7 protein-coding genes are annotated in these 14,469 nt (G+C 55.5%); 4 read left to right on the top strand and 3 right to left on the bottom strand.

Annotation, left to right across the window (positions count from 1 at the left end):
• Positions 1-9: 9 nt before the first annotated feature.
• Genes R3C20_10390 through R3C20_10380 form a run of 3 tightly spaced genes read right to left on the bottom strand, consistent with a single transcriptional unit; the run spans position 10 to position 2,731 of the window.
• Complete coding sequence (locus R3C20_10390; protein ID MEZ6040906.1) at positions 10-1,074, bottom strand: hypothetical protein; 1,065 nt, start codon at positions 1,072-1,074, stop codon at positions 10-12.
• Between the two features lie 38 nt (positions 1,075-1,112).
• Complete coding sequence (locus R3C20_10385) at positions 1,113-1,601, bottom strand: hypothetical protein (protein ID MEZ6040905.1); 489 nt, start codon at positions 1,599-1,601, stop codon at positions 1,113-1,115.
• A 44-nt stretch (positions 1,602-1,645) separates the two neighbouring features.
• Positions 1,646-2,731 (bottom strand): sialate O-acetylesterase, encoded by a 1,086-nt coding sequence (locus tag R3C20_10380; protein MEZ6040904.1) that lies wholly within the window; start codon positions 2,729-2,731, stop codon positions 1,646-1,648.
• Positions 2,732-3,108: 377 nt separating this feature from the next.
• Here R3C20_10380 and R3C20_10375 point away from each other — a divergent pair, with 377 nt between their 5' ends.
• From R3C20_10375 to R3C20_10360, 4 genes are all read left to right on the top strand, one after another.
• Positions 3,109-4,098 carry a DUF4261 domain-containing protein gene (locus R3C20_10375; protein ID MEZ6040903.1) on the top strand — a complete coding sequence of 330 codons (990 nt, stop codon included), beginning with the start codon at positions 3,109-3,111 and terminating at the stop codon, positions 4,096-4,098.
• Complete coding sequence (locus tag R3C20_10370; GenBank protein MEZ6040902.1) at positions 4,076-7,147, top strand: DUF1553 domain-containing protein; 3,072 nt, start codon at positions 4,076-4,078, stop codon at positions 7,145-7,147. The genes R3C20_10375 and R3C20_10370 overlap by 23 nt, the downstream gene beginning before the upstream one ends.
• A gap of 52 nt (positions 7,148-7,199) precedes the next feature.
• Entirely contained in the window at positions 7,200-13,616 is a 6,417-nt protein-coding gene (locus R3C20_10365) for a neutral/alkaline non-lysosomal ceramidase N-terminal domain-containing protein (protein ID MEZ6040901.1), read from the top strand.
• A 270-nt stretch (positions 13,617-13,886) separates the two neighbouring features.
• Positions 13,887-14,378: an SCO family protein gene (locus R3C20_10360; protein ID MEZ6040900.1), complete on the top strand. Its 492-nt coding sequence runs from the start codon at positions 13,887-13,889 to the stop codon at positions 14,376-14,378.
• Positions 14,379-14,469: the final 91 nt, after the last annotated feature.

Raw genomic sequence — 14,469 nt, 5'->3', positions numbered from 1 at the left:
AACAGGTTTCTATTTGCAACGCCAGAAGTGGCTTTCTTCGATTCCCAGCTGCATGACAGCAGAAGCGATATCTTCACGAAATCGACGCGCATCCAGAGGATAGCCCCTGGTTGGCTTCAGGGTTGGAAGGTGGTTTCGCCAGAACGCATTGAAATCCTCCATCAGGCACTCTCGCACGTACTTCGAAACCATCGAAGCCAATGCGACTGGCAGTAGAGCCTCAGCCTTTGTGCGAAAACAAAATTCAACTTTGCCCATTTGATAACGGGAAATCGCGGTGCTCTCTTCACGTCGAAAGACAAACTGATCGTCGAATTGCTCTGAAATCAGGGCATCATAACGATTTCGACCACCATGTTTGTCGCAGTAGACATGCACGCTGTCGATGTTTTCCCCGGTCTCAGCGGCGGTTGGGGAGCTGACGGTGGCTTCGTCGTCTTCGAGTGCGAAAAGACGTTTAGGTCCACGTCGGAGGTCTTCGGTATGGTGCGAATGAAATCGTTTCGGGCAAAGCTGATGAACCAGATCCATTGTCGACTGTGAAAGTATGACACCCTTCGATCCTGCCCGGCTGACAAGCTCATTGAACTCCGGTGGGAAGATGATTCGACTGCGGATCGCGACAAGACGCACCTGAGTCTGCCGGAATGCATTCAGAATTGCTTCGCGGGATTCGGCCACTTCATCGGGAAACGCGGCCAGCGGTAGTGGTGTGCCAGCGGTGGCCAGTGTCGGGTCTCTTTTTCTTTGTTCATCAAACAAAGATCCCGCAACGATGGCCCCCAGTTCAGTCGTTGTTGCTGGTTGAAGATTCAGTGCGCTCAGAATGCTGAGAACTGCTGTCTCAAGATCCAGTATACCGCTGGCGGGCGAGTAGACCTGTTTGGAATCAGCAACGAAGAGGCGTCGATCATCCTTCGCAGGGTCGTTCGTGAGAACTTCTGCAAGCAGGTCCCACAGTTTGTCGCATGCCGTCCCCGAAGGCGCCTGCCAGCTGGTTGCTGTGATGACCAAAGGGCCAAGATTCGGTCCGTAGCCCGCTTCATCGGTCCCGATGAAAAGTGTATTCGGCATCTCTGTTCCCGGGCGTTTACCTGACAGTTGCGGTCGGTCTATTCGCTGGCTGATTCAGATGGCTTCTGTTTTTCAATACGTCCGAACATGTGCCCGCCCACTTTGCCATGCTGCCACGTACCTGCGTATCGTCCGTCATGAAACAGGACTCGAGCAGAAAATGCACTGCCAAGGCCCGGCAGGGTTGCGTCTGTCAGAAGCACCATCGGCGTATCTCCGGCCCATTCCATAGGAACGGTGATCGGCAGTTTAACGTCGGTGTTGCCGTACTTGACACGAGCAGTAAACGTCCAGTAGTTATCGCCCGTCTTTACGACGCTCTCAATTTCGTATCGTTCTTCCTTCAGCGGCTTATCGTCTTCTTTGCCGTCAACTGTGAATGCACCAATCATTACCGACTTGGCCATCTGCTCTGAGAATGCCTTCTCTCGACGGATCTGCTGGTCTGCGGCATCGTCTGCGACCACGAGAGAACAGTTTGCACTGAACAGAGCAATGGTAAACAACGTGAACGTGCGAGACTTCATGTTTCAACTCCCTAATGTTCGAAGACACTTGTGTGTTCTGAGACTCAATCGTTATCGCGGAGTCGTCGGTAGGCCGATGCAAATCGACGTCCGAGTTCGCGGTAGGATTCTGAATCAAAATGGACGTTGTCTCCTTTGTGGTTCAGCGCACTGGCGTCCACAAAGGCGGTCCTTTCAACTCGGTCCGGCAGGGTGCGATGCGCAGCATCGACCGTGTTCTTGAATTCGTTCCATGGTCGGCTTTCAAACTTTCCCATCTGACCGGCCATGAATGGTATCAATCCATTCTGGTCTTCCGAATCGCATTCAACCCGCAGCCGATTAATCAGGTGGTCAAGGGCGTATTGATAGGCAGAAGCAGATTTTTCATTGGAATCCGATTCCCCCTGATGCCAAAGAATCCCCCTGACGACACCGTCACGCTTGCCAATTCGGATTCTGTGGACGGCGTCATCCCACGGAAAACTGTGGGTGGGTTCGTAATATTCGCCCGGTTGCCATACAGAAATTGGTGATCCTCCCACAGCCACGGGAATCAAACCGATCGTAATTGTTGGGTCATCTTTCAGAAGTTCCAGGCCGAATGTTCGACCAGGTCCTACGCCAGCCACGGACTTGTCGAAGTGCAGGGGAGCAATTGCCGGAACCCAATGACCCTGCTTGTTCAGCATCAGAAGCCGAGGATGAATCACTGTATCCTGCTTTTCAATCACGCCTCGGCCCGCCATATTCGACTGGCCCGCCAGGACAAACAGATGGAAACTGGCCTTCGGTGGCAAACGAACCTCGGTCACATAGTCCCCGGGCAGCGCTGTTTTTTCAGCGGCATCAGGTATCCCGGGCGGACGGGATGTGGCGTCCTGCTGTTGTGCAGTGCCCAGGCCAGAGATGTTCTCGGCAAGAGCAGCCGAATGATCCACGGTTGTTAACACCAGCAGCAGAGTCAGCACATTTGCGACGGCGTGTGAAAGCAGGGTACAAAATGATCTCGCTGGGAAAGACCTGGGAAGCCACTGAGTTCGAAACTCAGAGCAGCGGTTAAGGCATGAACGTGCAGCAGGTGGAATCGGCATCGCCGACACGGGGAATTCCCTTTCAGAATATCCCTTATCTACAGATCGTCTCGTCATGTCGAAATTCCAGAGTTCTCAACGGACTATTGTTACTGTTACGCCCAACCCCGCAGCCTGATTGAGCGAGCTCATAAGATCTGCGTCCACAAGACCTGCATACTGTGGCAGCGGCTGGGATCCGACCTGTACACGCCCGCGGATCACAGTTTAGCTTTCGATGAGTCGCATGCGTAGGATTGTCAACGTCTGATTCAGGTTGTAGCGGGATGCAGCGATGGTCGCAATTCACAACCGCATCTCGTACGCTGCTCAGAGATCTTCACAGGTGCTCAATTGGTGTCTGTTCCGCTGACCTCCACGCGAACGCAGCGAAAGTCCACGCTTCACATACCCTCCCTTCACTTTATCCACTGCGCCGCCAGGAAAGGACGCTCATGCCAAAAGGTATTTACACTCAGACAACGTGCGTTCTCTTGAGTGGTCCAGCGACTCTGGACGAATTGACAACCGCCCTGGACGGCTTCGAAATCTGCAAACGGATCGACCGTTCCTCGTCATGGGAGCTGGGCGGACCAACCTTGGTGATTGCCTATCGTCCGGATGTGAATGGCTTTGTCGCAATTGACGTGGTCAACCGACAATGGCCGGACAGCATGGGGGATCCACAATCCAGCTCGACACTTTTTGGTGCGTGGGTCATGGGCCAATTTGGCCCGTTCACCTTTCCTCGAAGCATGGAACGAGCCGCGCAGCAGGCGTGGGCGTGGGAAGACGGGCCGACGGCCGTCGAACGCCATCAGGGGTTCATTCGTATTCGGCTGAGTTACGCTTTTGGTCTGGGCGATGATCAGCCCATCATGCCTGAAAGTGTAAATACCCTGGATGAACTGGACTTTCTGACCCAGTTGACCGAATCGCTGTTGAGCCTGCCTCAGGCCATTTGTTACTTCAATCCCAACGGAGAAGTTCTGAAGGACAGGGCGAATCTGAAGCAGTGCCTGGAGTTTGCAAACGAGAACGAAATGCCGCCGATCGACGCATGGGCCAATGTCCGACTTTTCAACATCAATGAACAGTTTGCCCTGATGGATTCGGTTGGGAACCAGCAAATGAATGTCTCAGATTTCGAGACGGTCTTCTGCGGCAGCGACTACGATCCGTCGGACGTTGATGCCTTCATGCGGAACGGCACGTTGTACTTGCTGGAGAATGGCGATGTGATCAAGGATGGAGATACCATGGACGGGCCCGGCGATGTCCACTGGCAGGTCACCGTACGAAAAGCCACCTGCGATCCGCCTCGCGATGTACTTCGATGGCGTCCGCTTGACAATCGTGACTTGCCGGCCGAACTGCTTGCCATGGATGAAGCCAACGACCGGGACATAGAAGAGACTGATGATGACGATGATTCCAGTATTTAGAAGCCTTCAGAGCTGCCTCCGGAGACTCCACTTCAAATGGTGTGCCTGGCTGCTGATCATTCCCGGAATTTGCAGCCTGTCAGGGGCGTTTGGACAGGATGAGGCCCATTCCGGCCTTCAGCATCGCGCGCTGGACGTTCTTTCGAAACACTGTCTGCGTTGCCACAGCAGCGATGAAGCCGCTGGGGAATTTAGTCTTCAGACGGCCAGAGAATTATTCGACAGCGGCTATGTTGAGCCGGGTTCTGTTGAAAACAGTCATCTGATGTCGGTCGTGCAGCCGGAAGGCGATTCTCCTCCGTCGATGCCCAAAACGGGCTCTGCACTGACGAATGAAGAAGTGGAATGGCTACGTAAGTGGATCGCTGCCGGAGCTCCTTTTCCGGATACGGTTCGTCTGACAGAACCCGTTGTGGAAGACTTCAACTGGTGGTCGCTTCGCCCCTTGAAGTCCCCGGCGGTTCCTCCCGGAACGAGCTCGCCTCCGGTGCATCCTATTGATGCGTTCATTCAAAAGCGTCTCGTTGAGAAAGGATTAACTCCATCGGCTCCTGCCGACAGAAGAACGCTCATTCGGCGGCTGTCGTACGACCTGACCGGGTTGCCCCCTACTCCGGCTGAAATCGAAGCTTTCGAACAGGATAAAGGAGCGGACGCGTGGGATCGCCTGACAGAGCGTCTCCTGAATTCTCCTCGCTACGGGGAACGATGGGGACGCCACTGGCTGGATGTCGTGAAGTATGCCGATACCTGCGGCTACGACAAAGATAAGCTCCGTCCGAATGCATGGCCCTATCGCGACTACGTTATTCGAAGCTTTAACGAAGATAAGCCGTACGGACGTTTCGTTCAGGAACAGATTGCCGGGGATGTACTGTTTCCCGGAGAACCCGACGGCATTCTTGGGTTGGGCTTTATTGCGGCCGGCCCGTGGGATTTCATCGGTCACGTTGAAGTTCCGGAATCGAAAATTGATGGTATGGTGGCTCGAAATCTTGACCGAGACGACATGGTCAGCAATGTCATGAATTCTTTCTGCAGTGTTACCATCCAGTGCGCGCGATGTCACAACCACAAATTCGATCCGTTCACACAGAAGCATTACTACGATCTGCAGTCGGTTTTTGCCGCAGTGGATCGTTCGGAACGACCATTCGACACTGACCCTGAAACAGAGGAAGAACGCCGTCGTTTGACCAGTGAGCAGCTTCGAGTGAAAGAAGCTCTGGAAGAACTGAAAAGAGAGATCGAAACCGAAGGTGGAGATCTGTTGAAGCTTGCGGAGGCTGATGTCGCCAGGCTGACCCCGCTGGCAGAACCACACGACAAGAAACCGGAATTCGGCTATCACAGCCAAATCGCCCCCCGCTCGGATGTGGTGAAGTGGGTGGAAATTGACCTGGGATCCGACAGAGCGATCCGCGAAGTTGTCTTAAATCCGTGTCACGATGACTTCGGAGGCATCGGTGCGGGGTTTGGTTTTCCGCGGCAGTTTCAGGTGGTCCTGCAAACCAGCCAGCAGAGAAATAATGCGTCTTCCGGAGGCATTCATCCGGATTCGCCGCCAGGACAATCCATCATCTTCGACACTCACGGAACCGACTACCTGAATCCTGCCCTTGAAGCAGTATCAATCACCTTACCTCAACCGGTTATCGCCAGGTATTTGCGTGTGACAGCGACAAAACTTGCCGAACGTCGAGGCGACTACATTCTGGCATTGTCCGAAGTTCAGACGCTGGATGAATCCGGGAGCAACATCGCGAGCGGGTGTTCGGTGACGGCACTCGATTCGATCGAAGCAGGGCCGCGATGGCGACAATCGAACCTGACCGATGGCATCTGGCCTCAACCTGCAGCCGCCGGGGCAAGTCGTGAATTGAACCAGGCACGTAAGAATCTTGCCGCGGTTCGAGCAAGTCTGGATACACCGGAACGAATTGCAAAACGAATGCAATTGACAACAGAACAGGCAAACCTCAAAGAGCGGCTCGCGAAATTGCCCGTTGGCAGAATGGTATACGCCGCCGCAACAAACTTTGCTCCACAAGGAAACTTCAAATCAACGGGAGGTATTCCAAGATCGATTCGTGTGCTGCATCGAGGCAACGAAACGCAACCGCGGGAAATAGCCGCGCCAGGAACGATACCCTTGTCCGGTAATGATATCACCCTCTTCGAATTGCCAGAGTCGCATTCGGAAGCGGATCGAAGAGCTGCGTTAGCGCGGTGGGTGACTTCCGACAAGCATCCACTTACCTGGCGATCGATCGTCAATCGTGTCTGGCAGCACCATTTTGGTCGGGGAATCGTGGATTCGCCAAACGACTTCGGCCGCATGGGGCAATTGCCGACTCATCCGGAATTGCTGGACTGGCTTACGGTCTGGTTCCTGCAGAATGGTCAGTCCATCAAGCAGCTGCATCGATTGATCATTTCCAGCGAAACGTATCGTCAGGCTTCGCTGGATCGTTCCGAGTGCAATTCCATCGACGCAGACAATCGTCTGCTTTGGCGGATGAATCGAAGAAAGTTGTCTGCGGAAGAAGTCCGCGATTCTATCCTGATGGTGAGTAGCCGGCTTGATCTGACGATGGGTGGTCCGGGCTACTATCTGTTTGAGCTCGAGAAGCCCGAACATTCGCCGCATTACGAATACGCTCACTTTGATCCGGACACGCCAGCGTCACATCGCCGGTCCATCTATCGGTTCGTTGTGCGATCGCAGCCAAATCCATTCATGACAACGCTTGATTGCGCAGATTCCTCTCAAAGCACGCCACGTCGCAACGAGACAATTACATCGCTTCAGGCGTTGTCGTTGCTGAACAATCGATTCAATCTGGTCATGGCCAGACACTTTGCCGATGCCCTCACCGAAGAATCTGGTGACGTTGCGACTCAGGTCGGTATCGCGTTTCAACGGGTCACAGGTCGCCGACCATCGCAGCAGGAACAGTTGCTCATGGTCGGATATGCGGAAGAGCACGGCGTGGTAAACCTGACGCGAATGCTCTTCAATTTGAGCGAATTTCTGTTTGTTGATTAGCTGATTCACAGCCCGATTTCTGATCCTGAACTGATCTCCGGGAGACTTTCAGATGCGTGCTTCGTTGCCCTCCTTCGTCTGTCTGCTGGTAGCGGCTTCACTTGTTGAACTGGCCTGTGCCGCCGCAGGTCCAGGGACTCCCTGCGAATGCAATTTCGATGCGGAAGAGTCAGTGGCGGTTTCCCGGGGCCCCGAGCTGTCATACCTGCACCAAAGCAACCCATGGTACCCCGACAAGAATTTCCCAAAGCTGACCACTCCGCAATGGGTTGGGGACGACGGCGTTGAGTGTGTCGTGGTGCTTGCCATTGACGACATGCGAGACACCGCGAAGTACGAACAGTACCTCCGACCCATCCTCAACCGATTGAAACAGATTGACGGACGGGCACCCGTCAGCATTATGACATGCAGCGTGAAGCCCGATGACCCACAGCTACAAAGCTGGCTTGAAGAAGGGCTGAGCATTGAATGCCACACGGTCGATCACCCGTGCCCTCTTCTTCAGGGCGGCGACTTCGCCAAAGCCAAATCGACCTACGATCGCTGCATCGATCTGCTGAACGAAATCCCGGGCAACAAGCCGGTTGCCTTTCGCACGCCATGCTGCGATTCACTGAACACGGTCAGCCCCAGGTTCTTTTCCGAAATCTTCCCGGGCACGACGGAAGGCGGCCACTTTCTGCAGATCGATTCGTCCGTGATGAACTTCTTCACGTCTGACGACGAAACGATCCCGCGCGAACTCGTGCTGGACGACGACGGCACCGAACGCTTCTGGAAGTACAAAGTCAAAGGGCTCAAACGCGGCGAAACGGTTCACAATAACTTTGTGAACTACATCACCAACTACCCGTATCCATACGTGATCAACAACACGTGCTGGCAGTTCCCGTGCGTGGCTCCCAGCGACTGGTCGGCTCAACACCTGCACGGAGTCAACAATCCAAAGACCATCGAAGACTGGAAAGCCTACCTCGACATCTGCGTGCTGAAGAAGGGCACGTTCAATCTGGTCTTCCATCCGCATGGCTGGATCACCGCCGAACAGGTCAACGCCTTCATCGACTACGCCGTGGCGAAGCACGGGAAGAAAGTGAAGTTCCTGAACTTCCGGGAGGCAGCGGAACGCTTGAACGCTGCATTCGGAAATACGGCGCTGCGAGACGCCGATGATGAGGTCGTGGAAAGGGCCACTCAGCGTGATTATCGGACGGGGAACGCCGCTGGCACTGACATCGCATCGCTTCCCGACGCCGTTCAAAATGCACTTCAGGCCGAACTTTCCAGGTCAGTGCTCCCGCTGCGTCGCGATGATGGAAGCCATAACGGTGTCTTCGTTCGCGACAATCACGTTTGCTGGATGAATGAAGACACTGCCCATCTGCCGGATTTGATTCAACGTGTTTCCTTCGACGGCCTGAAGAAAGCCGTCGCGAAACGAGACGCTCGCCAGAATCTCACACCTGTGCCCATCGGTGCCGCCGTTCTCGACATTACGCCTGACCACCCGGTGCGTCTCACCGGGTACGGCAATCGCATGACCGAATCCGAAGGTGCTGCGGTCCGCATTCATGCTCGAGCCCTGGCGATTGGCGGTCCCAGCCCCAACGTCGCCGTCACGCTCCGCGTGACGAGCCCCGCAGATGGCACACCCAACAACGTCCCAGCATCGCCCACAAAGACGACATCGAAAACCGCCCCGGATTCAGCCGCAAAGCGGCAACAGCCTGTAGCCCCCGGCGTCAGTCAGGGGAACGTGATTGCCACAAACGCGAAAGCCCCGAACGGGCGACAGAACGAGAATCCGGCCAACGAATCCTGTTGTGAAGTCGCTGCCGCCCCTTCCGGGCTGGAGTCATCATCAAACACCAATACCCCGGGCTTCCGCCCCGGGCTACAGGCTGCCGTCCCTTCGGGACTGAATCGCGGGGAAATTGACATTGAACGGCCTCTCGCCGTCCTCATCACCGTCGATAACTGCGGCGTTCCGGCATCAGTGACCGACAGTGTGTTCGAGAAGGTTGCAGCCAAATACAACATCCCGCGCGAACGATTTGCCATCAGTTCCACGCACACCCATTCCGGTCCATGGCTGCGAGATTTCGCTCCCAATATCTTCGCCGAGATTCCCGAGGATCACGCGGAACACCTGAAGCAGTACGAAGCAAAACTGATCGACCAGCTTGTTGATGTTGCGGATCAGGCGATCAAAGCGCGCCGACCGGGACATCTGTCGCTTGCGTTCGGAGAACTGGGGTTCGCAATGAACCGGCGAGTTCTAAATAACGGACAGTGGACCGGCTTCGGTGAAGTGCCCGATGGGCCAACGGACAAACGCTTTCCGTTGCTGGCCGCACATGACGAAGCTGGAAAGCTGATCGCGGTACTCGCGAATTATGCGTGTCACGCAACGACCGAGACCGGTTCGTTCAACCAGATCAGTGGGGACTGGCCCGGATTCGCCGCAGACATGATCGAAGCCGACCTGCATGAGTCCGGAAACGAAAACGCAGTCGCTCTGATCGCCATTGGCTGCGGAGCCGATGCGAACCCGTCTCCCCGGGGCACTCACGAACAGGCTCAGCAGCACGGTCGCACGGTGGCGGATGAAGTGAAACGCTTGCTGAGCCGTGAACTTTCCCGCATCGACCCAACCATCAGCTGCAACATGCTGAAGGTTGATCTGCCGCTCGGGCCGGTACCGTCCCGGGAAGACCTCGAAGCACTGAAGGAAGATCCCGGCGTCGAAGGTTCACGCGCCCGCTACTTTCTGAAGATGCTGGACGACGGCGAAAGCATCCCAACCACCGTGCCCGACTACCCCGTGCAAACGTGGTGCTTCGGCAATGACCTGGCGATGGTGTTTCTGGGTGGTGAAGTCGTTGTTGATTATTCGATCCGCATGAACGACATGTTCGATGGCGATCGATTGTGGATCAACGCCTACAGCAACGACGTACCGTGTTACATCGCGAGCAAACGCATTCTGCGCGAAGGTGGTTACGAAGCGGATTCTTCGATGAGGTATTATCGCCGTCCGACTCGACTGGCTCCCGAAGCCGAGGACGTGATCTGCGACACGGTTCAAAAGCTGTTGCCTCACGAATTCTATTCGGAACAACTGCGAGCCGACTTTCCTGCACCGAAATCGCCTGAGGAAAGTCTCGCTGCCATCACCATCCGCCCCGGCCTGAAAGTAGAACTTGTTGCTGCCGAACCGCTGATCGCCGATCCGGTCGCCTTCGATTGGGACGTCAATGGTCGTCTGTGGGTCGTTGAAATGGGCGGGTATCCTTCCAACGAGGAAAACACCGGGCGCGTTCGTGTCCTTGAAGACATCGACCATGACGGGCGTTACGACAAGGCGACAACGTTTCTTGACGGGCTGAGCTTTCCCAGTGGTCTTCATCCCTGGAGAAGCGGCTGGCTGATTACGTGTGCTCCCGACATCATCTATGCCGAAGACACAGACGGCGATTTCGTCGCGGACACCCGGACAGTTCTTTACACCGGATTTGTGGAAGGCAATCAGCAGCATCGCGTCAACGGAATGCGTTGGGGGCTGGACGGCTGGCTGTACCTGGCCAATGGCGACAGCGGCGGAGATGTTCGAGCAGTCCACACGGTCGACAACCGGGCATCCGAACTTCCCGTTCGGCAGATCAGCATCCGCGGCCGCGACATCCGCATTCATCCCGACAGTGGAGCTGTCGAAACGCTGAGCGGACAGACCCAGTTCGGTCGTGAACGCGACGACTTTGGCAACTGGTTTGGCAATAATAACAGCAATCCGATCTGGCATTATGTGCTCGAAGAACGTTACCTCAAACGCAACCCGTTCGCAACGGGTTTGGAAACGAAGGCTCAGGTCGCCGAAATCCCCGGTGCGGCTCCGGTGTTTCCCAGCAGTGCAACGCTCTCTCGGTTTAACGACTTCCATGCTGCCAATCGTTTTACCTCTGCGTGCAGTACGTCAATTTACCGGGACCACCTGCTGGGAGAAGAATTCTACGGCAATGCCTTCACCTGCGAACCCGTTCATAATCTGGTGTCGCGTCTGGTGCTCGAACGCGACGGAGTCACATTTAAAGGGCGTCGAGCGGAAGACGAACAGCAGTCGGAATTTCTGGCGAGCGCCGACAACTGGAGTCGCCCGGTGATGGTTCGCACCGGCCCGGACGGAGCCCTCTACATCGCCGACATGTACCGCCAGGTCATCGAACATCCGCAATGGATTCCCGCCGAATACCAGCGCAAGCTGGACCTGTACGCTGGCAACGCCATGGGCCGGATCTATCGGGTCGTGAGCAATGAACGGCAGAACACCCCGGCGGCAGGCAGGCAACACGACTGGTACCAGAAACCCGCCTCGGCCGTACCACCGGAAACTCTCGCCGAACGTCTTGCCAGTGCAAACGGCTGGTGGCGAGACACAGCTCAACGATTGCTGTTGCATCATCGTCGAGAAGACTTTGCGGTAGATCAGCTGATTGAGACGATGATGATGCATAAGAATCCGGCAGTGCGAGTTCAGGCGATGTGGACGTTGTCGCAGGTGGGAGATCGTCCGGACTTTAACGCGTCGTTGTTCGCCAATGCGCTGCTGGATGAACAGCCGGAAGTTCGGCGAGCGGCGGTGGAATTACTTGAACCGTGGATTGGTGATCCACAACGAAACATTCCTCCAACGTTCGAAAAGCTGACACAAGATCCGTCGGCCTCCGTCCGGCAACAACTGGCTTTGTCGCTTGGAGCATCTCCGCATCCCGCTGCGGCGCAGTTTCTGGTGAAACTTATGCTTCGTTCTGAGATCCCGAAGGATGAGTCAGATGCGATTCGAACATCGCTGTCTCCACAAAATATCCGACAGGTGGTTGAAGGCGTGATGGCACAGCAGGAAAGCCATTCGGCTGATCACCTGCTTTGGCAACTGGCATCACAGGCGGTGTCTATGAAGAAGCCGGACGTGGCGGGTGACATCATTACTCTGTTGCTGCAAAAGCTTTCAGAAACATCTTCTGCTGCGTCTTGGACTGCAGCTGCCGATTCATGGTCGGCGGCCAGTCGATCACTGGGAACCAATGTCCCGGCACGTCTGAAACTGTCTGTTCCGGGTGTGCGTGAGCGAGCAACGAAGGTGGCTTTCTCCGAGGACAAGGATCCCGCTGTGCGAGCGGCTGCGCTTCAGTTTCTCGCATCTTCCGGCGGCGCGGAGGACGAGTTGCTGGAGAAACTGATGGAACTGCTGCGGCCCACCATGCCAAACATAGTTCAGGCGGCAGCCGTGTCCGTAATCGCCGGATCGACGACTGGACGACAGCATCTGCTGAGGATCTGGAAACAACTGACTCCTGTGATTCGCAACCGAGTCGTGAGTGCTATGCTGGAGAATGGAGAGCAAACGCTTCAGCTGCTTGGCGCGGTGGAACAACAACAGATCACGCCGTCGGATCTGGACGCCGTCGTGCGAGAGCGACTGCTGACGCATCGTGACGATCATATTCGTGTCAAGGCGGCGAATGTGCTGGGGCAGCCCTCGACGACGGCTCGCAGCTCAGTGGTCGAAGACTTGCGATCACAAATTTCAAATCTCAGGTGGGAAATCTCAGATCTCAAATCTCAGGCGGCTGCAGGCCAGGCCGTCTTTGAAAAGCGTTGTGCGGCGTGTCACAGGATCGGCGATGTTGGAAAGCAGATTGGAGCCGATTTGGCTGCGTTGAAGGATCGTTCTACCGATGCCCTGCTGACGGCCATCCTTGATCCCAATAAGGCGGTCGAAGCCAAATTTCTCAGCTACACCGCGGTCACACAGGACGGACGCACATTCAGTGGTATGCTCCTGAACGAAACCGGTAACAGCGTGACTCTGCTGGGTACAGACGGGAAAGAGCAGATCGTGGCTCGCACGGATCTGGAAGAACTCATCTGCAGTAACAGATCGCTGATGCCGGAAGGACTCGAAAAGGATCTCTCTGCCGAAGACCTGGCACAAGTCATCGCATTCGTGCAGTCCTCCGGTACCACATTGAAACGCTTCGATGGCAACGAACCGCGAGTCATTGCTCCCAACGCTGACGGCAGCATCACTCTGCCCGCCAGCGCTGCGGAGATCCATGGGCCGAACCTTGTGTTCGAACAGAAATACGGCAACCTGGGCTGGTGGTCATCGACCGACGACTATGCCGTGTGGACAATCGATGTTCCGAAATCCGGTCAGTGGACAGTGGAAGTCGATTATGCGTGTGACAACGGTACGGCAGGTGGCGTGATCAAGTTTTCCACTGGGACCAGGCTTCTGTCAGCACGTATCCCCGGTACAGGGACGTGGGATGAGTACCGCTCGTGGACCGTGGGAGTACTGGATCTTCATGGTGGTCGACGTCAGATCATCGTGACTTGTCCCGAGAAACCGATTTCAGCATTACTCGATCTGCGAAGCGTCCGGTTGATTCCTCCAGGTCCCTGACTAGTAAGCACACCAATTTCGTCTGCGGATTCCCGACTCGCGTGGAACGAGGTTTGGGTCGTCTTCGCCCCTCTCTCACCACGCAGAAGCGTCGTACGGCAGACCGAAAACGTGTTCTCGATGCCGAGACGCACGTTTCGCGATCGAGGAAACCCGACGATAACCGCAACAAGGAGTGTCGCAACGCGATATCATACTTCGACGCGAAACTTGCATGGTCATCGAACCTCGCCTGTGGGATACAGCAGGTCATTCAATGGAGTTGTCCGGGTGCAAACAGATATCGAGCAATCCAGTCGCCGTGGAATGTCGCGGGGAACATTTATTGTCGGGCTGGCCCTCTGGGCAGTGGTGGTCGCATTCGGTATTCACAGTCTGTTGAAACCCGCTCCTATTGATCGTTCGACTGCGCAGTCCGATGCCCCTCCATCTGATGGACCACAGAAGGCCGTTGGAGCGGCGAACGACCAGAGATCTGATTCAGACGCGGTTATGCCGACGGAAGAGGACCTTTCACCTGCTGCGGTCGTCTTGTCTCCATCAGAAGACTCCATTCGCATCGGATTTCCAACGCGAGAGCTTCCAGACTTCAGCTTCGACGAATGTATGGGGGGGAAACTCAGTCGTGATGATCTCCGGGGAAAGCCCTGGGTCGCCAGCTTTGTCTTCACACGCTGCATCACAACCTGCCCTGTCATCTCCCGGCACGTCATGGAGCTGCAGAAAAAAGTTTCGAAGGTGAATACAGACGTCGTTTCGTGACTTTCACAGTGGATCCCAAGTTCGATACTGTCGAAGTCCTGCAAAAATACTCAGAGATCTTCGGCGGATCACGAACGATGGAAGTTTGTGA

Source organism: Planctomycetaceae bacterium (genome assembly GCA_041398825.1).
GTDB lineage: Bacteria > Planctomycetota > Planctomycetia > Planctomycetales > Planctomycetaceae > F1-80-MAGs062.
The sequence above is the reverse complement of the archived record's forward strand: the minus strand, read 5'-3'. Positions and strand labels throughout refer to the sequence as shown.